A 26498-nucleotide genomic window follows, 5' to 3' on the forward strand; every position below is an offset into this window, starting at 1 on the left:
GACGTCAGCAGTGTCGCCAGCTTCCACGGTTGCCGTTACCCGGTTGAGGCTACGAGTGTGGAGACCGGGATGCTCGGGTCATGATCACTGTCCTGAGCTCGGGAAATACTTTCCCGCTCAGGCTAGAAATCGACTCCTAACAACGTGTTTCCCGAAGGTGAATTTCAGGAAGCTGCAGCCGCATCGCCAGGGTTAACAGACAGTGCCTCGCGTGAGCGCGAGCGCAATACGAGAGCCGCGGCCACGAGCGCCACGATCATCGCGGCAAAGCCCACGAGCGCGAGGCCCGTCGCGGCGAACACCACGTAGCCTGTGAACGCCGATCCAGCCGCGACGAGCGCGTAGGGAAGCTGCGTGTTCACGTGAGTGCTCACGGTACAGCCCGCGCCCGTGCTTGAGAGGATCGTCGTGTCGGAAATCGGCGAGCAGTGGTCGCCGAACACGCTGCCCGCGATCACGGCGCCGAACGCTGCGATGAGCAGTTCGTGTCCGCCGGCCGAGGCATTCATGATTTGGCCCGCGAGCGGGATGAGGATACCGAACGCGCCCCACGAGGAGCCGGTCGCAAACGCCATAAGACCTGCGATCGCGAAGAGGATCGGGATGAGCCAGAGCGCCGGGAGGCTGATGCTCTCCACTACGGAAGCGAGGAAGCTGCCGGTGCCGAGGTCGCCAATGACCGCGCCGAGCATCCACGCGAGAAGAAGAATCCAGATCGCGGGGAGCATCGACTTTGCGCCCTGGAAGGCGCCGCCGAAGCGCACGGTCGAGGAGAAGATCGGGTTCGAGAGCGTGTAGCGGTACAGGTAGTAGAACGCGACGACGAGGCCAATCACGCCGCCAATGTTGAGCGCGAGCGCGACGTTGGCGTTTGCCATCGTCGAGAACAAATCCCACGCACCGGCCTCGAGGCCGCCCGTGACGTACATACCCACGACAACGCCGAGAATGAGCAAGATGAAGGGCACGAGAAGCGCGCGCTTCGCGCCGGGCTCGTGGCGCGGGAGCTTGTCCGTAGCCCCATCAGGGGCTTTTTCACCTTCGGAGTGCACGCTTCCTCCCGCGGCGGCGCGCTGTTCCTCTTTGCGCATGGGCCCGAAGTTGATCTGCCACGCGATCACGAGCCACAGGAATATGAGAGCCGCGATCGCGTAGAAGTTCATGAAGGCCGCGCGCACAAACACCTCGACCTCACTCATCTGGAGTGCCGAGGCGGCGAGAACGGGGGTCATGATGCCGATAAGGGAGGCGCCCCAGCTCGAGAAGGGAATCAGCACGACCACGGGGGCGGCGCCCGAGTCAATGAGGTAGGCGAGCTTCGCGCGTGAAACGCGCTGCCGATCCGAGATGGGCCGCGCGATCTGCCCCACCGAAAGAGCGTTGAAGTAATCGTCAATAAAGAACGACAGGCTCAAAAGACCCGTGAGAATCTGCGAGCCTCGGCGAGTCTTGACGCGTTTCTCGACCCAATCGGAGAACGCCGAAGTGCCGCCCGCCATGAGCACGAGCGAGGTGATAACTCCCAGTTCGAGAAGGAACGCGATGATGAGGATCGTGTACCAGTTGGGTGCACCACTCTCCCACACGAGACCGAGGGCGGCCTTGCCGACCTCTTTGAGTGAGCCGAGTGGCGAGAAGTCTGCGATAAGGATTGCGCCCGAGACGACACCCGCGAAGAGGGATATGAGCACGCGTTTCGTCACGATCACGAGGAGAATCGCAAGAAGCGGCGGAACGAGCGTGAGGATCGGGTAAGTCTCGACCACAATGACCTCCTAGGCGTGTCGTAGACGCAAGAACACCCCCACAGTAAGCGCGCTTGGCCACCGTGAAAAGTGCGAGAGTCTCCGAAGCTATCGATACGTGGTGAACGATACGTGTGGTTATGCCGTCGCGAGCGTGAAGACACCCACCGCGGCAAGAAGAACCGCGAAGAGCGCGGTGAGACTCGAGGGCCGCGCTTCGTTCGAGAGAGGCCCGCCAACGGCGCCACCGAGCACGGTTCCCGCCGCAAAAATGAGCACCGCCGGCCAGTCGATATGCGTGGGGGTTCCAATGCGCGCGAGCAGCGCCGCGGCGGAGGTCATGATCATGACGAGCAGGCTCGTGCCCGACGCCGCACGCATGGGAAGCCCGAGCGCGATCACGAGCATCGGCACGGCAAGGAAGCCACCGCCCACTCCAAAGAAGCCCGTAAGCAGGCCGGTCGCGCTCGCTGCGAGAACGAGGGCGAGTCGGGAGGGTTGGGGTTCGGGTTCCGACGGTTGCCGGGCAAGCGTCGTACTCTTTTCTCTCGTGTTCTCTTCGGCTCGCAGTAGGCGCGCGCGGCGCGCCATCACTGCCGCAACAACGAGCAGGAGCACGCCGAAGCACAGCATGAGCGCGCGCTCCGGCACGAGGAGCGAGAGCCTCGAGGCAAGCGCCGCCCCCGCGATCGCGATCGCGCCGAAAACGGAGCCCTCTTTCCATCGCACGTTCCCGTGCTTCGCGGGGTGGCGAATCGCCACGACCGCGGTGAGTCCTACGACGACGAGCGAGGCCCCCGTCGCGTCGTGGGGTGCCATGCCGAGAACGTAGACGAGCACGGGCACGGAGAGGATTCCTCCACCCGCACCGAGGGCACCGACCACAAGGCCGATGCCCACGCCGATCACCGCCGCGAAAAGGACGGCGTTCATCGCTTAACCGTGAGGCGCACTCTTAGATCACGCCGAAGTCGAGCATCGCGTCGGCGACCTTCTGGAAGCCCGCGATGTTCGCCCCCACGACGTAGTCGCCAGGGCGGCCGTACTCCTCGGCAGTCGCCGCGCACGTGTCGTGGATGTTCACCATGATGTCGGTGAGGCGCTTCTCGGTGTCCTCGAAGGTCCACGAGTCGCGCGCGGCGTTCTGCTGCATCTCGAGGGCCGAGGTCGCGACGCCACCGGCGTTCGCCGCCTTGCCTGGGCCGAACGCGATGTTGGCCTCCTGGAAGAGGTCCACGGCCTCGGGAGTCGAGGGCATATTTGCACCCTCGGCGACGGCGATAAGGCCGTTCTTGAGGAGGGTCTTCGCGCTCTCGCCGTCGAGTTCGTTCTGGGTTGCGGAAGGCAGGGCGATCTCGCCGGGAACATCCCACACGTTGCCGCCCTCGACGAACTTCGCCTTGCCGCCGCGGCGTTCCGCGTATTCGTTGATGCGGCCGCGCTCCACTTCCTTGATCTGCTTGAGCAGGTCGAGGTCGATGCCGTCCTCATCGACGACGTAGCCGCTCGAGTCGGAGGCGGTGATCGCGACGCCGCCGAGCTGTTGAACCTTCTCGATCGAGTAGAGCGCAACGTTGCCCGAGCCAGAGACGAGCACGCTGCGGCCTTCAAAGTCGAGTCCCTTCGCCTTGAGCATTTCGTTCGCGAAGATCGCGGCACCGTAGCCCGTGGCCTCGGTACGCACGAGTGAGCCGCCCCAGGAGAGGCCCTTGCCGGTGAGGGTTCCCGCGTCGAAACGGTTCGCGAGGCGCTTGTACTGGCCAAACAGGTAACCGATCTCGCGCCCGCCCACGCCGATGTCGCCCGCGGGAACGTCGGTATCGGGGCCAATGTGGCGGAAGAGCTCGGTCATGAACGACTGACAAAAGCGCATGATTTCGCCCTCGGACTTGCCGTGCGGGTCGAAGTCCGAGCCGCCCTTGCCGCCGCCGATCGGGAGGCCCGTAAGGGAGTTCTTGAAGATCTGTTCGAAGCCGAGGAACTTCACGATTCCAAGGTTCACGCTTCGGTGGAAGCGAAGGCCACCCTTGTAGGGGCCGAGGGCTGAGTTGAATTCGATGCGGAAACCGCGATTGACGCGCACCTTGCCCTCGTCATCGACCCACGGGACGCGGAAGATGATCTGCCGCTCGGGTTCGGCGATACGCTCGAGGATTGCAGCCTCGGCGTATTCGGGGTGGCGGGAGTGGAGGAGTTCGAGGGATTCGAAAACCTCCTTGACTGCCTGGTGGAATTCATTCTCGCCGGGATTGCGGCGAAGAACGGCGTCAAGGGTGGCGTCGAGTGAAACGGTCATCGATCATCCTTCGTGCTGGTGGCGTGCAGTCGTTTTCTTACACCTCGGCTGATACTGATTGGTAAAGGCGCACCTGAAAACTTACACGCAGTGGCCACCTTTCGGGAAGCGATGATCTCAGTATGAGAGACGCGGGGGATTAGCGGCCCGCGAGCTGCTCGATCGCCCAGCGCGGATCGTCGGTCGAAATTGACTCCGGGCGCAGCTCAACGGCCTTTGTCAGCTGCTCTTCCGTATTCACGGTCCACACGTTGATTTTGTAACCGCGCGCTCGTGCCTCATCGGCGGCCTCGGGCGTGAGCCCGTCAACGCTGCAGCTGAGCCACGTGCAGCCGAGCTCGTCGAGCGTATCCCACGTCGACTCCTCGACCTTGTTCACGAGCAGCCCGAGCCCCACGTGCGGGGCGATCTCGTGCACGGCGGCGAGAGCTTCGGGAACGAACGAGATCACCGTGTCACGCTCGCCGTGACCGGGGCGTTCATCGTGAATCAGCTGCGCCGAGGCCTTCGCGGCCGAGGCGACCTTGACCTCGACATACAGTTCGAGATCCTCCATTGCGAGGAGCTCCGTAAGAAGCGGAACCCCGTGCCCGCCCTGGAGCGAGACCTGTGCGAGCTCGGCGTTCGTGAGGTCCTTGATCGCGCCCTTCGCGGGGAGCGAGGCCGGATCGGCCATGCGGTCGATCGTCTCGTCGTGCATGATGATCGGCGTGCCATCGGCGCTCAAGTGCACGTCGCACTCGACAACGCTCGCGCCGTCCACCTTCGCCTGGCGAAAGCCCGCGAGGGTGTTTTCGGTCGTGACGAGCGCCGCACCGCGGTGACCCACGATCACGGGCCGGTACCCTTCGACACCAGCGACCTCGACTCCCTCGGCGCTCGGCGCTTCCGGGCGATGTGCGGCCGGCTCTTCCATAACGGCGGGGGCACCGGTGCCCGCAGCCTTTTCGGGAAGGAAATGATCGATGCTCGCGAGAACCGTGCGCAGGCCGTGATCGGCATCTTCGGTCATGCTGCGCACCTCGTTGCCAGTGCTGAGCGTGCTCATCACGGTCGGGTCAATGCATTCGACAATGCTCTGCTCGTAGCTCTCCCCCGCGCGCACGACGACGTTGCACGGCAGGAGCGCCCCCATCGACTTATCCGCATTGAGCGCTCGACGTGCGAGCGCAGGGATGCACGCACCGAGAATCACGTAGGGCCCGAGTTCTGCGCCGGCTTCAGCGCCAATCTTGTTGGAGAGCGTGCCCTGCATGTTGAGTTCGTACACCACCCCGAAGCCTTCTTCGGCGAGAGCGCGACGGGTTGCCTCGAGAGCTACGTCAAAGGGCGCCGAAACCTGCACTCGGTGCGTGTACTTCACGGGAAACTCCTTTTTCGTGGGATGTGCGCGCCTCTTGCGCGTGATCGGGCCAGGTTAGGCCCGCAATCTCACGGGCGATTGACGCCACGGTGGCCTCTGGGTAAACGAGCCGGGTTACATTACGGGGCGCAGCGGAACGAGCAGCTTCTCGGTGACCTTTTCGATCCCCGCGCGCGCCTTCCACTTCTCGGGATCCACCTCGTAGCAGTCCTTGAAGTCGGCTTCGAACACCTTCTCGAGGGCCTCGGCGAAGGCCGGGTCGGCAACTTCGAGGTTCGTCTCGTAGTTCAGCGCGAGGGAGAGCCGGTCGAGGTTCGCGGTTCCGACGGTTGCCCACATCCCGTCGATCGTCGCGATCTTCGAATGGTTCATCGCGGGTGTGTAGAGGAAGATGCGCACGCCCGAATCGAGGAGGTCCTGGTAAAAGCCTCTCGCGACCCAGTCGACGACAACGTGATTGGACTGCTCGGGAAGCATGAGGCGCACGTCGACCCCGCGAGCGGCAGCGGCGCGCAGCGGCTCGAGGAGCTTGCCGTCAGGCACGAAGTACGGCGTCGAGAGCCAGATGTTCTTCTGAGCGCGTTCGATTGCCGCGAGATACATGCGCCGAATCGGGTAGACGGCTTGGAGCGGCAGGTTCGGGTGGACCTCGACGCGCGTATTCCATGCGTTCGGCGCGATCCAGTCGATGCGCTCATCGGAGGGGCGATCCTCGTTCCACACGTTGACGAACGCTTGGCGAAGCTCCCATACGGCGGGTCCCACTTCGCGCACGTGGGTATCGCGCCATTCGCTCTCGTAAGCGTCGCCGATGTTGAAACCTCCCACGTAGCCCGTCTCGTCGTCGACGATGAGAAGTTTCGAGTGCAAGAGCCCGGTCGAGTGGATCGGCGCACGCCAAAACGAACTCGAAATCGGGTACATGCGGTGCACGTTGATGCGCTCGTCGATCTGCGAAAAGAAGTCGCGTGGAACGACGAGGTTCGCAAACACGTCGTAGATAAGGAACACGTCGACGCCGCGAGCGGCAGCGTTGTTGACGGCGTCCATGAAGCGCTGACCCACCCGGTCGCCCTTCCAAATGAAGGTGGCGAGCATGACCGTGTGCTCGGCGTTGTCGATCGATTCGATCATCGAGTCGTAGAGTTCTTCGCCACTCGTGAAGATCGTGAGGTCGCTCTTCTTGACCGTCGAGTCAAAGGTTCCGGGCTTGGGGGCACGGCGTTTCTTGCGCCCGCGCTTCGTGTAGGCATCCATCGCGAGGAGGGTTCCCACGGCGACTGCCTGGGCGGTGCCGACGCCGACGGCGGTCGCCACCGCCGCGCGCTTCGCGAGGCCCTTTGCGTACTGTAGAGCGCTTTCTCGCGCGGTGTTTTCACTCATGCTGCCATCCTCGCAGGTGTTCCTGGGGTTCGGTTACTCGTTCGCGGCGCGGGCGACCGCGGCCGCGACCACGAGATCTTGCCAGCTCATGCCGACGGTCGTCACAACCGTGGGCGAGGCTGGTTTCACTGATGCCTCGATTTCTGCACTGCGCTCGCCGAGAAGCGACTTCATGCTCACGAGATCCGCTTCGCTCAGGGCACCGTCCGCTATCGCGCGAACTACGTCGCCGTTTTCGCGAAGCGCAACGGCCTCGCCCTCGACGATCACGCGGGCACGACCCATCGTCTCAGCGGGAACCTCGCGAGTCTCAGGGGTGTGGGCGCCGACGGCGAGCACGGCTACGTGCGGCTGCACCCACGAATCCTCGAACACGGCTTCGCGCGCGGCGCTTGCGCACACGATCACATCAGCGGCCTCGACGGCGGCACGGCAAGCGTCGGAACCGGCCTGCACCGCACCCACGCCGCTTGCGAGGCCCTCCGTGCCCACCGCGAGCGCGCTCCCGCTCACCCGATCCGGGTTGCGCACCGCGTAGGTGACCGAGCCGAGGCTCTCAAAGCCCACGCCCCCGCTGCCGCACTCATCGGCGAGCGCCCGCACGAGCCCCTCCCCCTGAACTCCCGCGCCGAAGGCGACGACGTTCGGCCGGCGCGTGACGTGAGCGGCGATCCGCCGCAGCGCGGGCCGTGCCCCCGCGATCGCGACCCCGGGTGTGCGCAGGGCCGTGAGGGCGATCCCGTCCACGAGCGAATGGGGCGTGAGCGTTTCCGCGTCGCACAGAAGGTAGGTGCCCTGGATGAAGGGCCGGTCCTTCTCGGGATTATCCGGGGCGAGCGTAAGGATCTTGATACCCGCATCCTCGCCAACGCTCGAAGGCATCGTGAGGAACTCCCCCGCGGGGACCGCCGTAAACGTGCGCTCGGGATCGCTCGCGGGGTCGAACCCCGAGGCGAGAGCGCCCGTGAGGGCGTCGGCGGAGGCGCGGTAGCCGAGGGCGAAAACGTGCTCTGCGGTGTAGGTTTGCATGCCTTCACTGTGTCATGCGCGACTTGAGACGCGCCGAATACGGCGCGGGGGCGTAGCCTCGAGACATGCCAAAGTTGTTGATTGTTCACGGAACTACTCGCCCCTCGCGCACGGGGATTCTTGTGTCGCGCGCGTTTGAGTCTCGTGCGAACGAGGCCACGGATTTTGACGTGGATCTCGCAGATCTCAAGGAGATCAACCTCCCCTTCCTCGATGAACTCGACCATCCCCGCGCCGGGAACTACCGGCTTCCCCACACCCTCGAATGGGCGAAGCGGGTCGAGGCAGCCGACGCGATCGTGTGGGCGACTCCTCAGTACAACGGCTCATTCTCGGCGCCGCTCAAGAATGCGATCGACTTTCTCAGCGCGGAGTGGGTTGGAAAGCCCCTCGGCCTCCTTTCGTGGGGCGGCAAGAGCGGTGGCCTCGATGCGGCGAACGCCCTGCGCCCCATCGCGGCGGTCCTTCAGATGCCCGTGATCGAACCGATCGTGGGGTACGTGAACTACTTCGCCGACCTCAATGACGACGGCACGCTCACACCGACCGCCGAGTGGACAGAAGCGGCGAAGCGCCTGCTCACGAGCCTAGAGGAGAGTGTGGAGAAGAACGCGGCGTAGGATGCTCCGCATGCCTCCTTCACCTCTTCGCCTCGCCGGCGACTTCGTTGTTCTCGAACCGCTCTCGCTCGACCATCTCGAGGGGCTCAAGGATGCGGTGACCGACGGGGAACTGTGGAAGCTCTGGTACGCCAACATCGCGGAGCCCGCGCGAATGCGCCAAGAGATCGAGCGACGCCTCAAGCTGTGCGAGAAAGGTTCGATGCTCCCCTACACGGTGATCCGCAGAGTCGATGACGAATCGGGCTACATCGCCGGGATGACGAGCGTCTTGAACATCGACCGCGTGAACCGCGTCGCCGAGATCGGCGCGACGTGGTACGCCCAAAGCGTGCAGGGCACATCGGTGAACCCCGAGGCGAAGTTCCTTCTTCTCCGGTATCTCTTCGAGGTCGAGAAGCTTCAGCGCGTCGAGCTGCGCACTCATACGCTCAATCGGGCCTCCCGTGCCGCAATCGAGAAGCTCGGCGCGACCTTCGAGGGCATCATGCGCCGCCACCGCGTACTCGCAAACGGCACGACGCGCGATACGGCCCTCTATTCGATTCTCGACTACGAGTGGCCCACGGTCCGCGCGGGGCTCGAGTACCGGCTCGAGGGCGCCTCACGCTAGGGAGTTTCACTCCGACGGTTTCCCGCCCTACCTCCAGGCTTTTCTTGCCGCGGCGCTCACGAGGTCCACGAGGATCGAGAGCACGAGGAGCGCGATGACCACGGTGAGCATCGAAGAATAGTCGAAGGCCGTGCGCTCGGCCTCGAGTACGCGGCCAAGACCGCCCGCGCCAACAACACCAACCACGACGCTCTCGCGAATCGTCACCTCCCACCGGTAGAGGCTATAGGCGGCAAATCGGCCCTTGATCAGGGGAAGCACCCCGTACGTGGCCTCTGCCACTCGGCTTGCGCCTGCATGGCGCAGGGCGAGTGAGGGCCGGCGATCAACCGTTTCAAGGGACTCCGCGTAGAGCCTCCCGAGCACGCCCGCGTTGTAAATACCGAGCGCGAGGGCGCCGGGCAGAGGCCCAGGGAAAAGCAAGAAGAGCAGGAGCAGCGCCCACACGGGCGGCGAGGTCACGCGCACGAGCAAAAGAATCGCTCGCGCGAGAAAGCCGAGAGCTTCGCGAGCGAGCCGACGCGGGCCGCGAGCGCCTTCGGGCGTGACGGGCGGCGGCGTGGCGATGAAGGCCATGACCCCGCCGAGGAGGGAGGCCACGGCAATCGCCGCGATCGACATCGTGAGCGTGAGCGCCGAGTCCACGAGAAGTTGCGGGAGAGTCGAGGGAAGCGTGGGCGGAATGGCTTTCTGCACGACCCGAGCTGCGCGTTCGGCGATCCGTGGGAGGTCGAGCTCAAGGATGCTCACGCGCAAGTGGAACGCCGAAAGAACGGTGAGCGCCGCGATCGCAATCGACGAGCAGGCCATGAATCGGCGTGAAGGATCGCGAAGGTTCCGGCTCCACCATTCGCACGCGAGTCCCACGATGAGAAGCGCGTACATCACGGTCCACATGCGTCCGAACGCGAGGCCCTGGAAGGCCGTGGAAAGCTCAAAACCAAGCCCGCCCACGCCAAGCATGCCAAGGATCACCGCAGCGCGCAGCGCACAGTCGAGTCGATAGAAGGCGTAGGCCACGAAGTCCCTCCACACGCGCGGAAGCGTGCCATACGCGAACGCCGCGACTTTGCCCGCACCCGCGAGGCGAAGTGCATCCGAAGGCCCCGTTGGTGTTTCGTCGATGATCTCCGCGTAGACCTTCGCGGTGATCGCTCCGAACGGGATGCCAATCGCGAGAACGCCCACGAGTGGGTCTCTTCCGAGCACGAGCAAAAGCACGACTGCCCACACGGTTTCGTGGACTCCACGCGGGAGTGCGAACGCGAGACGCGCCGTCATCCATCCCCCGCGAGATCGCCACCAGCCTTCGCTCATGAGCACGCCGCCGACAAAGCCGATCGCGACCGCGAGGAGCGTGCCGAGCACGGAGAACGCGAGTGTCGTCAGTGTCGCCTCGAGGATGCGCGAAATATAGGTAAGGCCCAGGTCCGGCGAAAAAGCCGCGAGCCAGAACCGGGCAAGCGTCGGAACTCCCCCAGGTGCCAGGGCGACGCCCGGCATGACGCTCACGACGGAAACGAGAACGGCCGCGATAGCGGCCATACTCCACCACCGCGCGCTCCGCGCTTTAGTCATGCGTCGATCCTGTAGAGAGCACGCGTGCGCTCGAGATCCACATGGCCCGCGGGAAGATCGAACTCGATCTTTCCCGCGCGCAGGCCCACGATGCGGTCGGCGAAGTCGATCGCCACCTTGGGATCGTGAAGGCTCACGAGGAGCGCGGCGCCCGTCGAATCGACGACGCGCGAGAGGATCGCCATGACCTCGCGTGCACGCGCAGGGTCGAGTGCGGCGATCGGCTCATCGGCAAGGATCAGTTCGGGCCGCTGCACGAGAATACGGGCGAGCGCGACACGCTGCTGTTCTCCTCCGGAAAGGAGCCCCGTGCGGGTCGAAGCGAGGTGAGCGATGCCAAGCTCACGCATGGCGCCCTCGGCAACCTCGCGCTCGCGTGGAAAGACGAGCGAGGTGAGCGCGCGGGCGTTTCCCCAGCGTCCAAGGTTGCCCGCAAGAACGTTGTGGAGAGCCGAGAGCGGCTCAACGAGGTGGAGTTTCTGGTGGACAGTGCCGATTCCGGCGCGCGCGATTCGCAGTTCCCGGCTCGAAAGCTCGGCGAGATTCTTGCCCGCGACATAAACCGTCCCGGAACTGGGGCTCACAGCCGCCGTGCACAAGCGGAGGAGTGTGCTCTTACCCGCCCCACTCGGACCGATGAGCGCGACCCGCTCGCCGGGAGCCACGGTAAGGCTCCCGGCGAGAGCGCGGCGTTCACCAAAGCGCACCTCGACGTCATCGAGGCGCACCGCGGCATCGACGCGGCTCGTCACGCTAGCCGAGGAGGTCAAGTTTCTCGGCTGCTTCCTCGATGCGCGCGTAGTCCTCCGGTTTCGCGTCGATGATGCTTCCGGCCTTGTAGAGCTCGAGCACGGCCTTGCCGTCCTCGTCTTCGTGCATCGCGAAGAGAACGTCCTTGAGCTCCTTCGCGAAGCCTTCGCCGAAGTCCTTTTCGGCTTCCTCGCGAAGGATCCAGTGGTAGTCGTGGAACGTGGGGGTCTCAAGAACGGCGATCACCTTGTCGGTGTCGATCGTGCCCTCTTCGATCCGGCTCTTCCATACTTGCGAGTTCACGGCGCCACCCTCGTAGGTTCCTGCCTGGACGAGCTCGATGGTTTTATCGTGCGAGCCGGAGAAGCCCGGCTCGCCCGCGAGGTCGCCCTCGTCGACGCCAGCCTCGGAAAGGAACGACGATGGCATGAGGCGACCCGAAGTTGAGGTCTCCGAACCGAACGTGAAGCGCTTACCGGCGAATGCCGAGAGGCCCGAAACATCGCTCACGGGCTCGATTCCCGAATCCTTACTCGCGATGAAGATGCTCGTGAACTTCTCGTCGATGTCACGCTGGCCGATGATCGTGACATCCGGGTTCTGCTTGCGTGCCTGCACACCCGTGAGACCGCCGTAAAACACGAGGTCGAGATCGCCCGTGCCGAGCTGTGCGACCGAAGCGGAGTAGTCGGGAACGGCAACGTACTCGACCTCGCGCTCGAGCTTCTTCGCAAGGTACTCGGCGAATGCTTCCTCACGCTCGGTGAGGATGTCCGGATCCTGATCCGGGATCGCGCTCACGCGAAACGGGCGCGCGGAGTCATCGGAGGACGATCCGCACGCGGCGAGAAGAGAAAGAGCGGGAAATGCGGCGGCGGCCTGGATTACCCGGCGTCGCGTAACCATAGAAATCTCCTTGTGTGCAGGGGAAAGGGTGTTACGCCATCCTACGGGACGACCACCAGCGCTCGACGAGGAGACCAACGACCACGACGACGATTCCCACGGCAGCGCCGATCGTCGTTTCCACGATGCGGGGAACGAGCATTTCGTAGTTCCGCTCCGGATTCGCGAGATGCACCATGAGCAGCGCGAGCGGAGTCACGAACACCAGCCCAAGGGAATAGTTACGCGTGACGAACATTTCCGCGAGGAACTGCATGACGACGATCCACACGACGGTTTGCCACGGCTCGCTCGGAAAAGACATGAGAAACGCCGCGATCACGACGCCAAGAACGGTGCCCACGACGCGATGGAGGGCTCGATTGACCTGCCCCATGCGGCGAGTCTCGGAGAGTGGGGCGACTGCGGCCACTTGCGCCCAATACGGCGAGGGGATCATGAGCGCGGTCGAGATGCTTCCCGCAATCAGAGCCGCCGAGGAAAAGCGCCCCGCATCCTGCACGTAGTCCGCGACGGAAACCCGTGCGGGCGCGGGAACCGGACGACCCTCGTTGGCCTCCCCGAGAACGTGAAAGAGCGCGCTGAACGCCACGGACACCACGACGCTCCCCCCGCCGATCACGAGCGGAACCCACAGGGGAAAAAGCGCCGGGCTCGTCGCGATCGCGGTCGAGGCAAAAACAAAAAACAACACGCCCCGCGGGCGCAAACCGAACCGGGGAACGAGACCCGACGTGAGGGCAGCCACGATTGTGCCGACGATGACCACGAGCCAGCCCCGAGGAAGCGTTGGAACCACAGCCCCCGCATGCCGCGCGGCGGTGGCAAAAAGCTCGCATGCCACCAGGGCACCTCCCGCAATGGCCTGTTGCCGCACGCGCTCGCGGGTGGGAACGAATCTGCCGTACAGCGAGCTGAAGGTGCCGAATGACGCGAAAAGGGAAAGATCGAGCCGCCCCAAAAGAAGAAGGAGCACGAGGGGAACCGCTACTGAAAACGAGATGCGCACCGCGGGGACGAATTCGCCTCGCGCTTCGCCCAGCGTCACCAAGGTGCGGGCACTATTTCCCACGTGCGCCTTCGCCTCAACCGGAATCGCGTGCAGAAAAGTCCGGCGGTGACGAGAAACGTGAGGTTCAGGCACGTATCTCAGGATAAAACCATCCCGTGTTCGTGCGCATCAACACCGGTGACAACTCACGTCGCGAGGTGCTCGATGAGAATCTTTGCGCCGAGAGCGATGAGCACCGCACCACCGGCGATTGCGGCGGGTTTGCGGAAGCGAGCACCCACCCGGTGGCCGATGATGACCGCAAGCAACGAGAGCCCGAACGTGACGAGGGCGATCACGAGCGCGGCCTGAACGATGTTGACGGCAAGCATCGCAAAGGACACGCCGATCGCGGCGGCGTCGATACTCGTGCCGATGCCCAAAAGGAGGATCTTTTTGAGATCGAAAACAAACTCCTCGCCTTCTGAAGCGCTCTCCTCGGGCGCAAAGGCCTCGCGGATCATGTGGGCGCCAATAAGAGCGAGGAGCGCGAAGGCGATCCAGTGATCGATGGGGGCGAGAATCGTCAAGAACTGCGACGCGAGCGCCCACCCAAGAACAGGCATGAGGCCTTGAAACGCCCCGAACACGACCGCGATGAGTACCGCTGCTCGAGAGGAAAACTGCCGCATTTGCACGCCTTGCGTGAGGGCGGCGGCAAAGGCGTCAGCGGCAAGGCCGAGGCTTACGAGCAGGATGGCGAATATATCCACGTTTTCCAACTCTTTCGCCACCACGCACGGTGTGTCTAGAGGAAAACGAAAGTGAGGACCTCCAAACAATTTGACGGACTTTCCCTCGCGGGCGATTCTTGAGGCGGGCCCTAGGGCCCTTCGTCGACCGCGCACGAGAGGCTCGCCCCGCATGAACGTCACGTCGGAACCCACGAGGGTCACCGAGGACTACCTCGCCGTAATTTGGAAGGCGAGCGAATGGCCAGATGACGGGCACACGCCCGCCACGAGCGCAATCGCCGCCGCACTCGGCGTCTCACTTTCCACCGTGTCGGCGCAGCTCAAGCGCCTTGCCGCCGAGGGCCTCATCGACTATCGACCCTACGGAGCGATTACCCTCACCGATGAGGGCGAAAGAGTCGCGCGCGAGGTCGTGCGGCGCCACCGCATCCTCGAAACTTTTCTGGTGGAACACATGGGGCTCGCCTGGGACGAGGTTCATGAAGAAGCTGACAAGCTCGAACACGCGACGAGTGACCGGATCATCGCTCGCATGGACGACATGCTCGGGCATCCCGAGGTCGACCCACACGGGGATCCCATTCCTTGCGACATCCACGATGCGCCTTCGCCCGGGATCCCCCTCGCGCGATGCGGGAATGGGGAACGAGTCGTCATCTCGAGAGTTTCCGATGAAAACCCGGACATCCTGCGCTATTGCGCGAAGCGCGCGCTCTCGCCCGGGGCGCACATCACGATTCTCGAGAAGCTCAATTCAACTGGCCTCATGAGTGTCGAGATCGGGAACGAGCAAGTCGAGCTGAGCGCACAGATCGCCGGGGCGATCAGAGCGAAAACGCTCAACGATTAAGAACGCTTTTCGCGCGCCTTCCCACGCTCGATCAAGCGCGCGACGAGTTTTGCCCGGTTGGCTTCGGAAAGCGGGCGCCCGCTCAAATGGTTGTAGACCCACAAGCCCGCACTCAGGACATGGTCCTCGAGGCGGTCAAGATCCTCGTCGCTCTCAACATCTTCGCTCGGGTTCATAAGCCAGCGTTCATCGACCTCATCCCAACCCTTCTCGTAATCACGATGGCTCAGGGAGTGAATGTTGAGCAGGATTTCGGCGAGAGGTTCTTCGCGTTCGACGGCGCTCACGAGGGCGCGCTCGCGCTCGGCGGGCGTAAGATCCTGAGGCGCTCTACCTTCGCTCACGCGAAGGAGTTCTCGCTCCCACTGGTGCGCGGCGTACCGATGAAGCTCCACGAGCAGCTCGTGGCGCGAGGGAAAGTGGTAGATAAGACCCGACTTCGACATCCCTGAGGCTTCCGCAAGCGAGTCGAACGTGAGACCGTCCACGCCACCGCATTCGGTGACGAGGTGGTAGGCCACCTTGAGGGCGAACTCTTTCTTGCTAGTTCTGGGCATGGGTCCTAGGGGCGGGGTCAGCGGTGAGGGGATTCCTTTTCAAAATAACAACGGTCACGACCATCTGGGGCCAATGGTGACCATTCGAGAGGTATGGCACATTTCTTACACACGTAAGCAAGCCCTCTTTACATCTGTAAATCACTGGTTTAGTTTTGATCCGGCCAAAAAACTGACACCTGTAAGAGAGAGCAGAGTCGAGGCACCATGTCTGTCCTGTATGCCGCACGGCGGGCACTCGCCCATCACAGCGAGGAATCCCCGCTCGATCCGCGCGCCCAAAAATCGCGCGAATCGCTCATTCGCGTCATGATCGACGCCCTCGACGACGACCCGCAGCCACCGAGCGTCTCCGAACTCGTGCGACGTGCCGGCGCGAGCCGACCCACGTTCTACCAGCACTTCGGGGACATCCCCACACTCATGCACGCGGCGGCCATGGAGCGCCTCGAAGAAGCATTCGCGATGCTCCCCAAGCAGGCGTCGGACTCCTCCAACGCAACTAAGAACCCCGACACCTGGACCCGCTTTGCCGCCGAAAACTTCACGGCGCTCTTCACGCACCTCAGCGAAAACCGCACTTTCTACCTCGCCGTCCTCGACGGCCCTAGCGGCCGCGCCGCCGAAAGTGAGCTCACACGCTTCCTCGCGGGGCGCATGCTCGGCTTCGTCACCCTACGCGATGCTCTCACCCGCCTCACGGGACCGCGCGCGGCCCGATACGCCGAATTCCTCTCTGCGGGCCTCATCTCGCAAGCCATGAAAGACCTCCGCGACGACCTTCCGGTTACCGCGATGGTCGAAACGACAACCACCTTCCTCGCGGCCGCAACAGGCCTCAAGGCCGCCTAAGGAGAACGTTTCATGTCACAAGCCACCAGGCACGCCTCGCACAAGGCCAAGAGCAACTCCCTCGCGCGACGCCTTCGAAACTCGGGAAACAGCCTTTCCATCATCCGCGTCATGATCCTCGTGATCGGCGTATCGCTCGTCCCGCTTGTGTATGCCGCACTGCTCACGTGGTCAAACGTCGACCCCATCAACCGGCTCCACCAGGTGCCCGCGGCCGTCGTGAACCTCGATAAGGGCAACACCGACCCCGATCTCGAGGTCGGCGACGAGCTCACCGACGAGCTTCTCGACTCGACCTCGAACAACAACCTCGACTGGACCGAGATGTCCGAGGATGAGGCCCAAAAGGCCCTCGAAGACGGCGAGATCTACGCGATTTTGCGGATCCCCGAAAACTTCAGCACGAACGTCGCTTCCGTTGGTAACGACGACCCCTCGACGGCCGCGAAAGCCGAACTCTCGATCACGACCAACGACGCGAAAAATATGATCTCGGGCAACCTCGCCCAGAGCATCCTCACGAAGGTCACGGATTCGCTCAACGAAAAGGTGAGCGACGAGTACCTCCACAACATCTACGCGGGCTTCAACGATATGCACGACTCGCTCTCGGATGCCGAGGACGGCGCCGGGCAGCTCGCCGACGGCTCTTCTGACGCAAAAGACGGCGCCGACAAGCTCGCCGACGGCACTGCGAACGCGAAGGATGGTTCCGGTCAGCTCGTGGACGGAACGGCTGCAGCGAAGGACGGCACTGCCCAGCTTGCCGACGGCACCACGACCGCGAAGGACGGCTCCGGCAGGCTCGTCGTGGGTCTCGGCGACCTCAAGGACGGCACCGTCACCCTCGCGAACGGCGCGAACACCCTCGCGAATGGCACAACTCAGCTCAAGGATGCGACGGGGCGCGCCGCGGTTGGCGCAGGCGATCTCGCGAACGGCGTGGGCCGGCTGGATTCGGCCGCGGGTCAACTTTCCGACGGTGCCTCGCAGGTCAACAACGGCGCGATTCGCCTGCGTGACGGCCTCACGGACGCCCAGGGTGGCTCCGCGAAACTTGCCGAGGGCTTGAACGAACTGAACTCGAAGACTTCGATCCTCCCCGGAGCTGTCGCGGAGCTCAAGAAAGGCTCCGCAGCTCTCGCCGATGGCTCCGAGCTCATCGCCGAACGCACGCAAGATCTGAGCAATCGCGGACCCGAGATCGTAGATCACCTCCACGAGGTGAAAGACAAGACCCGCGGCGCTCACGACGAGGCCGTGGAACTCAAGAAACTCACGGTCGAAGACGTCGAGGGCACCGAAGACTACGCGGAATCGCTCGCCGACATTCAAGAACACTGGGACGAGATGGATCCCGAGCAGCAAAAGCTCATGATCGACGGCCTCAAGGACGGCGCCGATCAGATAGCGGAGCGCTCCCGAAAGATCAACGCCGGCGTGAGCGACCTCGACCTCAAGATCATCGTTCCCCTCGACGCTGCCGCGCATGCGCTTGACGACAAAGTCAACGAACTTCCCGCGCTGTTCGACCGCGCGGCCGCGAAGTCCCGCGAAGTCGCGGACAAGTTCAAGAAGCTCGACGAGGGCGTGGGCGAGCTCGACGCAAAGTCAAACGAACTCGTTGACGGCATCAACCAGCTCGCGACTGGCGCGAATACGCTCGATAGCGGCCTCGGGAAGCTCTCGAATGGTGCAGGCGACCTGACAAACGGCACGGGTCGTTTGGCGGATGGCACGAGCCAGCTCAAGGACGGAACGGGCACCGCGTACGCGGGCGCTTCGACCCTCGCCGACGGCGCCTCGAAGCTCGACGCCGCGAGCGGAAAACTCAACGACGGCGCACAGCGCCTCGCGACGGGCTCGAGTGACCTCACAACCGGCGCAGGCAAGCTTCAGGACGGCGCCATAAAGCTCGATGGCGGCATCGGCAAGCTCAACGATGGCGCCGTGAAGCTCCACGACGGCTCCATAAAACTCAATGACGGCGCCGTGAAGCTCAACGATGGCCTCGGCAAACTCAATGACGGCGCGACCGAACTCGGCGGCGGCCTCGGCAAACTCAATGACGGCGCGAATGAGCTCCACGACGGCCTTGCCGACGGCGTCGAGCAGGTGCCGAATTACTCCACGTCTGAGAAGGATCATCTCGCGAGCGTTGCCTCTCAGCAGGTAGACCTGTCGAAGCACCGCCTGCACGAAGTTGAAAGCTACGGCTACGGCCTTGGCCCGTACTTCATGACGCTTTCGCTATGGATCGGCGCGCTCGCGTTCTTCCTGGTGTTCCCGGCTCTGAGCGGTCGCCGCGTGGGCAGCAACATGCCTGCCGCAATGGTCGCCCTCGCGAGCTACCTTCCGAGTGCCTTGGTGAGCGTGCTTCAGTCGGTGCTCATGGTTTCGACCGTGCACTTCCTCGTGGGGATCGACATGATGCGTCTTGGCCAGGCGTTCCTTATTTCGTTCATCGCCTCGCTCACGTTCATGGCTCTCAACCAGGCACTCGTCGCGTGCTTTGGCCCCGTGGGGCGCTTCATGTCGCTCATCTTCACGGTGCTTCAGCTCGCGTCGGCGGGCGCTACGTACCCGATTGAGACGACTCCGGAGTTCTTCCAGATCATCAGCCCGTACTTGCCCTTCACGTCGGTCGTGAACGCACTGAGGGTCGCGATCGCGGGTGGCGAGATCAACTTCGCCCATCTCATCTGGGTCATGGTCGCGTACTCTGTTGTCGCCCTCGTGATGCTGCTGTTCGGCATCCGCGCGAAGCGCCGGGTCGAGATTCTCAAGAAGAAGTTTGAGGACCGTGCCGAGAGTGCGGAGATCGATGATGCGCACGCTGGCGAGGCTCCCGAAAGTGCCGAAGGGCCGGAGGAGTCCGACGGTTTCTTCCCCTTTGGGGATTTGGCAGAGGACGTGGATGCCGAGGGTGCAGAGAATGCGGGTGAAACCGAGTCGCCGGAAGATGCCGAAGATGCTCATGACCCCGAAGACACCGAAGGCGCTCCGGATCCCGAGGAATCCGAAGGGTCTGCGGACGTTGAAAACTCTGGTGATTCGGGGCCCGAAAAGGAAGCCTGATCAGCGCCGGGCGCGAGTTATACACAATTGAAAGGCCGACGCCTGCTAAGGACCGCCTGTTTCCGTAGGATCGAGGCATGACGCTTCCCTCCCAGCCGTTTCAGGTCAATCTCCACGCGGTCGTCGAACTTCTGAGTACGCACATCTACTCGCGCCCGAGCGTGTTCCTTCGCGAACTTATCCAGAATGCGCGCGATGCAGTCATGACTCGCATCGAGATGGGCACGCTCACCCTCGAGGAAGCTCGCATCCGCATCACGCCCGTCGGCCCCGATTCGAGTGAGCTTGTCGTGAGCGATAACGGCGCCGGGATGCACCGCGAGGACATGGCGGAACTCCTCTCGACCGTCGGGCAGTCGAGCAAGCGGGACATCTTCGATCTCCCCCGCACGGATCGGCTCGGCCAATTCGGCATCGGCCTGCTGAGCTGCTTCATGGTGAGCGACGAGATCATTGTGGAGACTCGCCCCGCCGGGGTCGGGGAAGCGAGCCGCTGGGTCGGCCGAAGCGACGGCACGTTCACGCTCGAGGCCCTCGAGGGGGCATCGGGAGCGCAGGTCGAGGTGGGCACTCGAGTGCGCCTCACGCCGCGTCCGGAGGCACGCGAGCTTACGTCGTATGCGCGCATCTGGGAGCTCGCGACCACGTTCGCCGAGTTCCTGCCCGTCACGCTCGAGGTGTGCGGGCCCCGGGGAGCAGAGCGTTTCGTGAACCGCACGCCCTTTTTCACGCGCCACCTCTCGCCGAATACTCTCCCCTCGAGCGCGGATACCCCCGAGGAGGGCAGCGTGGATGACCTCCACGCATGGGCCCTCGAGCGGGACCTCGAGCATCTCAGTGAATACGGCACGGAGCTCATCGGCGCCGAGCCGCTCGACATCATCGACATCTCTGTTCCCGAAACCGGCACGAGCGGCACCGCGTTCGTGCTCCCCGCCTCCCCTTCGCCCGGGGCGAAGCAGGCCACGCGGGCCTACATGGGCGGTCTCCTCGTCTCCGAATCCCTCCCGGATCTTCTTCCCGAATGGGCGTTCTTCGTTCGGGTCGTTCTCGACTCCACGGGCCTCACCCCCACCGCCTCGCGCGAAGGCTTCGTGAGCGATGAAGCGCTCGCGGTCACGAAGCGCGCGATCGCCTCGAGTTTGCGCACGTGGATTCTCACTCTCGCCGAAAACGATCCGCGTGGCCTCCAGCGCTTCCTCGCGATTCACGACCTCGCGCTGCGCTCCCTCGCCGTTCATGACACCGAACTCGCCCGCATCGTTCTTCCTCATTTCACGTTCGAAACGAACCAGGGCCGCATGCTCGTAAGCGAGATTGTCGCGGCCAATCCACGCGTGCGCTACGCCGAAACGACCGAGGAATTCCGCCAGCTCGCGGGCGTGATCCCGAGCGACCAGGTCGTCGTCAACGCGGGCTACGTGTACGAAAAGGACCTCATGCGAATGCTCGGGGAGGCAATGCCTTCCGCGAGCGCCGCCCCGGTCACGCTCGGCGATGTGATCGCGCAATTCGGTGCCGTACTTGGCCCCGAAGCCGAAGGAGCAGAGCGAGTGCGGGCCCTCGGGGAGACCGCTCTCTTCGGGCTTGACTGCGACGTTCAGGTGCGCGCGTTCACGCCCGAGGATGTCCCGGCGCTGTATGTCGTCGACCCCGATGTCCTGCGGAGCATGGAGCTTCGGCGTCTCGAAGAATCCACGAGTGGCTTTTGGGGCGACCTCATGCGTGAAGTCACGGCCGGGACTGGACCCGAGCAAGCGTCGGAAAGCCCCGAGGCGGGCCTTCCCACCCTCGCAACGCTTGTGCTCAACTGGAACAGCCCCCTCGTGAAGATGCTCGCGGGAATCGACTCCGATGATCAGGTCGTGGCCTCGCGAACGGTTCGGCTCGTGTACGTGCAAGCGATGCTCGCGGGACATAACCCGCTCCGGCCGGCGGATCGCGCAATCCTGAACGAGTCGCTTTCGGACATGCTCGCGCTCTCCACGAATCTCATGCGGCGCGACCTCAGGGTCGAAGACTTTTTCGACGGGGAGGAAGGCAGCGAAAGCTAGGCTGGGATCATGCGCGAGATTCAACACGTAATCGTCAACGAGATGGGCGTGAAGCCCCACATCGACCCTGCCGAGGAAGTCGAGCGCCGCGTCGCTTTCCTCGCCGAGTACATGCGCTCGACCGGCACGAACGGTTTCGTGCTTGGCATTAGTGGCGGTGTGGATTCAACGCTCGCGGGTCGACTCGCGCAACTCGCCGTCGAGAAAGTGCGACGTGAAGGGGGCGATGCCCACTTCGTTGCCGTGCGCCTTCCCCACGGCGTCCAGCACGATGAAGCTGATGCGGCAGCAGCGATGAACTGGATCGGTGCGGATCGCGAGATGACCATCAACATCAAGGGCGCGACGGATTCGCTTCGCGCGGAGTTCGCCTCCGCCTCTGGACACGAAACGAGCGACTTCAACGCGGGCAACATCAAGGCGCGCCTGCGCATGGTCGCCCAGTACGCGATTGGCGGCGACGAGGGACTCCTCGTGATCGGCACGGATCACGGCGCCGAATCCACGGTCGGCTTCTTCACCAAGTTCGGCGATGGCGGCGCGGATATTCTCCCGCTCTTCGGCCTCAACAAGCGCCAAATTCGCTCGCTTCTTGCGCATCTCGGCGCTCCTGAGCCGCTGTGGCAGAAGGTTCCCACTGCCGATCTTCTCGACGGCAATCCCGGCCGCACCGATGAGGACGAGCTCGGCGTGAGCTACGACGACATCGACGACTACCTCGAGGGCCGCGAGATTCCCGAGGCCGCCGCCGAGAACATCGAGCGTCGCTACCTCGCTTCGCGACACAAGCGCACGACCCCCGTGACGATCACCGATACGTGGTGGAAAGGCGCCGCGGAGTCACGATGAGCGAAACGGAGACCTTCGAAAGCCTCACGCGGCGGTTCGACTCCCCCGCGCCGATGCCGCATCGGGAGCGGTGGGAGATCGGCAAGCGTGCCGAGCGGCTCGCAGAAGAATCGGGCGATAAACGCGCCCTGTACGAGATCCGCATGCGGCTCGTCGGCTTCGCCTTCCAAGCGGCGGAGGCGACCGAGCAGCTCACTCTGTTCCTGTGGTGCGCGCACATGCACGATTCCGATCCGGTGCGCTATCCCACGCGCCCGATCGAGAGCCAACCCGATGTTGACCTCCTGTGGTGGTACAAGTGGCTTACAGTCATGCTCCTCAGCTACCCGCAGTATTCACTCGCCCAGGTGCGCTCCGCGCTCGACATGATGCGCGCCGCCTATCGCCGCGAGGGAGCGGGCGAAGCGGGAATCCTGTGGGCTGAGCTTTCGTTGGCACTCGAAACGGGGAGGACGGACGAGGCCCGCGACGTGCTCGCGCGCATCAAGGCCGCCCCACCCGATGAATATTCGAACTGCGACGCATGCGCGAGGGCCCAGGAGGCCACGATCCTGTGGCAAATGGAGAACAACGAGGAAGCGGGCCTTCGCCTCGTGGATGAGATTCTCGAGAACGGCTACGAATGCGCCGAGGAGCCCCAGTCGATCGTCTCGGAGGCGCTCTTCCCTCTCGCGCGCGCCGGGAGGCTTCCCGAGGCCGCGGCCCTCGCGGAGTTTGCGTATCCGCTCATCATGTCCTCCCCCATGCATCTGAGCCACCAGATCGACCACATGCTTTTCCTTCTCGCGACGGGCAATCCTCGCACGGCAGCAATGCTTTTCGTGAGGCACTTGCCCAACGTGCGCCACGAGGGGCTCCCCCCGAGCTCCTCTCTCGCGGCACTCAAGCAGCTCGTCGTGGTCGCGAGCGAGCTCTCGCGCGAGGGCTACGGCGCAATCGACATCGAGGGCGTGCGCGGCGAAGCCACGACCATCGAGGGGTTCATTGAATCGGCTCGCGCCGAGGCCCGCCCGCTTGCCGCGGCGTTCGATAAGCGCGATGACACGAGCGATCGCGTTGAATCGCTCGAGAACGCCGGCACAACTCCCCTTGAGCGTTTCGAGTTCGAACTCGGCGGCTGAGCACGCTCTCGCTCCCTGCTCACGTGCCGCAGAAACTCGTGAAATAGCGCGCGTTCGGCGGCGGGCTCTCGAGATCGTCGAACCCCTCGCGGCGCGTAAAGGGCTCGCGAATCGCCTCGAGGAGCCGCTCGAATCTCGCCGTCTCACCACGCTCCACCTCGCGAAGCGCCTGCTCGACGTGGTGGTTGCGCGGAATATAGATCGGGTTCGCTTCCCGCATGAGCGCTTCGGCGTGCTCGGGATCAGTTCCCGCGCGTGCGCGAAACTCCTCGAGTTCGGCGCGCCACGCACCCCCGGCGGCGAACTCCCCTTCAAGTTCCCGGCCTTCGGTGAGAGCCCTAAAGAGGAGCGTAAAGTCACCCTCCTCGCGCTCGAGCGCTTCGAGCATGCGCGCAACGAATTGCTCTACTTCCGTGCCCGGATCGCCGCCGATCCCGAGCTTCCTCGCGAACACGCGCGTGAACGCCGCGCGGTACTCTTCGGCGAATTCGCTCAGCACTGCGCTCGCCTCCTCGACCGCACGCTCGGGATCCGGGTCGATCAGGTCGAGAAGGGAATCCGCAAAACGCGCGATGTTCCACTGCGTGATCGCCGCCTGCTGCCCATAGGCATAGCGCCCACCCGTGTCAATCGAACTGAAACACGCCGCGCTCTCGTATCGGTCGAGGAAGGCGCACGGCCCGAAATCGATCGACTCGCCGGCAACGCTCACGTTGTCGGTGTTGAGCACGCCGTGCACGAATCCCACGCCCATCCACTGCGCGACAAGCCGGGCTTGGCGCGAGGCGACGCCGCGAAGGAGGGCGAGGGCAGGGGCCGGGGAGTCGCCCGGTCCCTCGTCCCAACCCGGGTAGTGCCGCTCGAGCGCGAATCGCACGAGCCTTTCTCGCGTTTCCGGCTCGATCGCACCCTGGTCTCCGGCGATCCTCGCGAACTGGAAGGTGCCCACGCGCACGTGGCTCGCTGCCGTGCGCACGAGAATTCCCGCGGGTTCAGGCTCGGGGGCGCGGCGCCTGATCCGCTCCCCCGTTTCGAGGATCGCGAGGGCGCGACTTGCGGGAATGCCGAGCGCCCTCAGCCCCTCCGAGACGAGGTACTCGCGATACATCGCGCTGAGCGGCGCCTTGCCGTCCGAGCCCGGGCGCGAGAAAGGGGTGCGCCCACTGCCCTTGAGGTGAACATCAACAACCCTGCCGTCACTGCAGGTCAGCTCGCCCATGAGGTGCGCTCGGCCGTCGCCGAGCACGGGTGAAAACGTGCCGAACTGGTGGCCCGAATACGCCATCGCGTGCGCAACCTCAACGCTCGCAAAGCTGCGAGTTAGTTGCTCGAGAGCCGTGTGCTCCGCGCCCTTGTCAATGCCGAACTCTCGCGCGAGCGGAGCATTCACCGCCCCCACGCGCACGCCCGCGGGGATGTCGGGTGCACACTCGCGCACGAGATCCGGAAACTCGCCTGCGAATCGAGTGGTGAGAGGCGGGAATTGAGAGGGCACGCCACCACGGTACTAGTTCCCTTCCGACGGCTGCCCACCAAGCGTCGCACCCACCGCTGTGTGCGCTGCCCCACTACACTTTCGGTATGCCCCGCTTTTCTCGCGCCGAAGTCTATCGGCGCCAATACAAAGCGATCGTCGCCATGTTCACCGCGTGCTTTGCGCTCGTCTCGATTGCCACGCTCGTGAACACGATTGCGGCCGGGCAACCGCCTCACTCGCGCACGAATGCCGCCGCGCCCGTGAAAACCCGCGTGATGGAGATTCCCGCAACTCCCCCCGACGCCCCCGCGCTCACGAACCTGCCGCGCGGAGTTGAGCTTGCCGAAGGGGAGAGCATCGGCATCGATGTCTCCTCCCACCAGAAGACGATTCATTGGGGCGATGTTGCCGATTCCGGCGTGAGTTTCGCGTACATCAAGGCGACGGAGGGCTCGGGCTACACCGACCCGAAATTCGCCGAGAACTGGAAAGGCGCCTTGACGGCCGGCGTCACTCCGGGGGCCTACCACTACTTCACGCTGTGCTCCCCCGGTGCGGATCAGGCGCGCGATTTCCTGAAGACCGCGCCTCCGGATACGGGTGCGCTCCCACCCGCTCTCGATCTCGAATTTGATGGCGCGTGCGAAAAGCGACCGGAAGCCGAGCACGCCAACGCCGAGGTGGAGGATTTCGTGAAGATCGTGGAAAAGGCTTGGGGTCGCAAGCTCGTGCTCTATTCGAGCAAGGAGTGGCGCATGCACTACGACCTTCCGCATGCCGAGGGCCGGCCGGCTTGGCAGTTCTCCCATCCCAAACGGCCCGCTCAGGAGGATTGGGCGGTGTGGCAGCTCAGTTTCGGTGGGAAGGTTGACGGAATTTCCACGAAGGTCGACATCGATGTGATTCGGCCGAAATACCTCACGGGAGAAAGGTCAGGCGTGATCGATGAATAGGCGCGTCAGTGTCGTCCTTTTCGAGGGATTTGAAGTGCTCGATGTATTCGGCCCAGTCGAGCTCTTGAGTCACGCCAACGGCATCGAACTCGAGTTCGTGGGGCCCTCCGCGGGGCTCGTGCGGAGCGCCCAAAGTATGCGCGTCGAAAGCACGCTCTCCTACGCGGATCTCTCGAGCCGCGATATCGACATACTTCTCGTCCCCGGCGGGCCCGGAACACGAGCTCTCGTCGATGATGAATCGTTCATTTCGTGGCTCAGCGCCGTCGGCGCGAGGGCGCGGCTCGTCACATCCGTGTGCACCGGATCCGCGCTCCTCGCCAAGGCGGGTCTGCTCGAAGGGTACAGGGCAACGGGCAACAAGGTCGCGTTTGAGTGGACACGCACGTTCGGTACGACGGTCGCCTGGCAACCCAAGGCTCGCTGGGTTGAGGATCGCGACCGCTGGACGTCCTCGGGCGTGGCCGCGGGCATGGACATGACGGCCGCGCTCATTGCCTCGCTTCTCGGCACCGAGGCGCGCGACGAGGCGCTTGCGAAGGCCGAATACACGGCCCACACCGAGGCAAGCCACGATCCCTTCGCCGCGACTTCACCTCTTTCCTGACCTCAAGCGCCCTGAGGGTGGAGAAAAGAGGGTGGGCATTCCCTCGATCGGGGTCGGTCACACCGTTGTCT

At 64.0% G+C, this 26498-nt stretch carries 23 protein-coding genes; 10 read left to right on the plus strand and 13 right to left on the minus strand.

Annotated features, from left to right (window positions below):
- Positions 1-164: 164 nt before the first annotated feature.
- The 6 genes from M3B90_RS02245 to M3B90_RS02270 form a co-directional block, all read right to left on the minus strand.
- Positions 165-1766 (minus strand): Na+/H+ antiporter NhaC family protein, encoded by a 1602-nt coding sequence (locus M3B90_RS02245; protein WP_259888428.1) that lies wholly within the window; start codon positions 1764-1766, stop codon positions 165-167.
- Positions 1767-1883: 117 nt separating this feature from the next.
- Complete coding sequence (locus tag M3B90_RS02250; protein WP_259888429.1) at positions 1884-2678, minus strand: sulfite exporter TauE/SafE family protein; 795 nt, start codon at positions 2676-2678, stop codon at positions 1884-1886.
- 22 nt (positions 2679-2700) lie between these two features.
- Positions 2701-4041 (minus strand): NADP-specific glutamate dehydrogenase, encoded by a 1341-nt coding sequence (gene gdhA, locus M3B90_RS02255; RefSeq protein WP_259888430.1) that lies wholly within the window; start codon positions 4039-4041, stop codon positions 2701-2703.
- Positions 4042-4180: 139 nt separating this feature from the next.
- Positions 4181-5404: a glycerophosphodiester phosphodiesterase family protein gene (locus M3B90_RS02260; RefSeq protein WP_259888431.1), complete on the minus strand. Its 1224-nt coding sequence runs from the start codon at positions 5402-5404 to the stop codon at positions 4181-4183.
- A 114-nt stretch (positions 5405-5518) separates the two neighbouring features.
- The gene (locus M3B90_RS02265) at positions 5519-6787 is read right to left on the minus strand and encodes a phosphatidylserine/phosphatidylglycerophosphate/cardiolipin synthase family protein (RefSeq protein WP_259888432.1); all 1269 of its coding nucleotides are present in this window, start codon (positions 6785-6787) and stop codon (positions 5519-5521) included.
- Positions 6788-6820: 33 nt separating this feature from the next.
- Positions 6821-7816, minus strand: a complete 996-nt coding sequence (locus M3B90_RS02270; protein ID WP_259888433.1) for an ornithine cyclodeaminase family protein — start codon at positions 7814-7816, stop codon at positions 6821-6823.
- Between the two features lie 65 nt (positions 7817-7881).
- On the opposite strand from M3B90_RS02270, the gene M3B90_RS02275 reads away from it, so the two are divergent.
- A complete protein-coding gene (locus tag M3B90_RS02275; RefSeq protein ID WP_259888434.1) occupies positions 7882-8436 on the plus strand; it encodes an NADPH-dependent FMN reductase in 555 nt (184 codons plus the stop codon).
- 10 nt (positions 8437-8446) lie between these two features.
- On the plus strand, positions 8447-9049 hold the full coding sequence (locus M3B90_RS02280) for a GNAT family N-acetyltransferase (RefSeq protein WP_259888435.1): 603 nt from the start codon (positions 8447-8449) through the stop codon (positions 9047-9049).
- A 27-nt stretch (positions 9050-9076) separates the two neighbouring features.
- On the opposite strand, the gene M3B90_RS02285 is transcribed toward M3B90_RS02280, so the two are convergent.
- The 5 genes from M3B90_RS02285 to M3B90_RS02305 are packed head-to-tail and all read right to left on the minus strand — an operon-like array spanning position 9077 to position 14068.
- A complete protein-coding gene (locus M3B90_RS02285; RefSeq protein WP_259888436.1) occupies positions 9077-10627 on the minus strand; it encodes an ABC transporter permease in 1551 nt (516 codons plus the stop codon).
- On the minus strand, positions 10624-11397 hold the full coding sequence (locus tag M3B90_RS02290) for a phosphonate ABC transporter ATP-binding protein (RefSeq protein ID WP_259888437.1): 774 nt from the start codon (positions 11395-11397) through the stop codon (positions 10624-10626). The genes M3B90_RS02285 and M3B90_RS02290 overlap by 4 nt, the downstream gene beginning before the upstream one ends.
- A complete protein-coding gene (locus M3B90_RS02295) occupies positions 11381-12283 on the minus strand; it encodes a putative selenate ABC transporter substrate-binding protein (RefSeq protein ID WP_259888438.1) in 903 nt (300 codons plus the stop codon). The genes M3B90_RS02290 and M3B90_RS02295 overlap by 17 nt, the downstream gene beginning before the upstream one ends.
- Positions 12284-12314: 31 nt before the next feature.
- Positions 12315-13427: an FUSC family protein gene (locus M3B90_RS02300; protein WP_259888439.1), complete on the minus strand. Its 1113-nt coding sequence runs from the start codon at positions 13425-13427 to the stop codon at positions 12315-12317.
- A gap of 53 nt (positions 13428-13480) precedes the next feature.
- Entirely contained in the window at positions 13481-14068 is a 588-nt protein-coding gene (locus tag M3B90_RS02305) for a manganese efflux pump MntP family protein (RefSeq protein WP_259888440.1), read from the minus strand.
- Between the two features lie 130 nt (positions 14069-14198).
- Between M3B90_RS02305 and M3B90_RS02310 the strand changes: the two genes are divergently transcribed.
- Positions 14199-14879: a metal-dependent transcriptional regulator gene (locus M3B90_RS02310; protein WP_259888441.1), complete on the plus strand. Its 681-nt coding sequence runs from the start codon at positions 14199-14201 to the stop codon at positions 14877-14879.
- Here the strand turns inward: M3B90_RS02310 and M3B90_RS02315 are convergent.
- Positions 14876-15436, minus strand: coding sequence for a TetR/AcrR family transcriptional regulator (locus M3B90_RS02315; RefSeq protein WP_259888442.1), 561 nt, complete (start codon positions 15434-15436; stop codon positions 14876-14878). The genes M3B90_RS02310 and M3B90_RS02315 overlap by 4 nt on opposite strands.
- A gap of 207 nt (positions 15437-15643) precedes the next feature.
- Between M3B90_RS02315 and M3B90_RS02320 the strand changes: the two genes are divergently transcribed.
- From M3B90_RS02320 to M3B90_RS02340, 5 genes are all read left to right on the plus strand, one after another.
- Complete coding sequence (locus M3B90_RS02320; RefSeq protein WP_259888443.1) at positions 15644-16288, plus strand: TetR/AcrR family transcriptional regulator; 645 nt, start codon at positions 15644-15646, stop codon at positions 16286-16288.
- 12 nt (positions 16289-16300) lie between these two features.
- Positions 16301-19366 (plus strand): YhgE/Pip family protein, encoded by a 3066-nt coding sequence (locus tag M3B90_RS02325; RefSeq protein ID WP_259888444.1) that lies wholly within the window; start codon positions 16301-16303, stop codon positions 19364-19366.
- 77 nt (positions 19367-19443) lie between these two features.
- The gene (locus M3B90_RS02330) at positions 19444-21420 is read left to right on the plus strand and encodes an HSP90 family protein (protein WP_259888445.1); all 1977 of its coding nucleotides are present in this window, start codon (positions 19444-19446) and stop codon (positions 21418-21420) included.
- Between the two features lie 9 nt (positions 21421-21429).
- Positions 21430-22269, plus strand: a complete 840-nt coding sequence (nadE, locus tag M3B90_RS02335) for an ammonia-dependent NAD(+) synthetase (protein WP_259888446.1) — start codon at positions 21430-21432, stop codon at positions 22267-22269.
- The gene (locus tag M3B90_RS02340) at positions 22266-23390 is read left to right on the plus strand and encodes a hypothetical protein (protein ID WP_259888447.1); all 1125 of its coding nucleotides are present in this window, start codon (positions 22266-22268) and stop codon (positions 23388-23390) included. Before nadE ends, M3B90_RS02340 begins: the two co-directional genes overlap by 4 nt.
- A gap of 19 nt (positions 23391-23409) precedes the next feature.
- Here M3B90_RS02340 and M3B90_RS02345 read toward each other — a convergent pair whose 3' ends face one another.
- A complete protein-coding gene (locus tag M3B90_RS02345) occupies positions 23410-24885 on the minus strand; it encodes a YdiU family protein (RefSeq protein ID WP_259888448.1) in 1476 nt (491 codons plus the stop codon).
- 86 nt (positions 24886-24971) lie between these two features.
- On the opposite strand from M3B90_RS02345, the gene M3B90_RS02350 reads away from it, so the two are divergent.
- Complete coding sequence (locus tag M3B90_RS02350; RefSeq protein WP_259888449.1) at positions 24972-25820, plus strand: glycoside hydrolase family 25 protein; 849 nt, start codon at positions 24972-24974, stop codon at positions 25818-25820.
- Positions 25813-26427: a DJ-1/PfpI family protein gene (locus tag M3B90_RS02355; RefSeq protein ID WP_259888450.1), complete on the plus strand. Its 615-nt coding sequence runs from the start codon at positions 25813-25815 to the stop codon at positions 26425-26427. Before M3B90_RS02350 ends, M3B90_RS02355 begins: the two co-directional genes overlap by 8 nt.
- Positions 26428-26498: the final 71 nt, after the last annotated feature.

This window comes from Dermabacter sp. p3-SID358, assembly GCF_025147465.1.
Classification (GTDB): Bacteria; Actinomycetota; Actinomycetes; order Actinomycetales; family Dermabacteraceae; genus Dermabacter.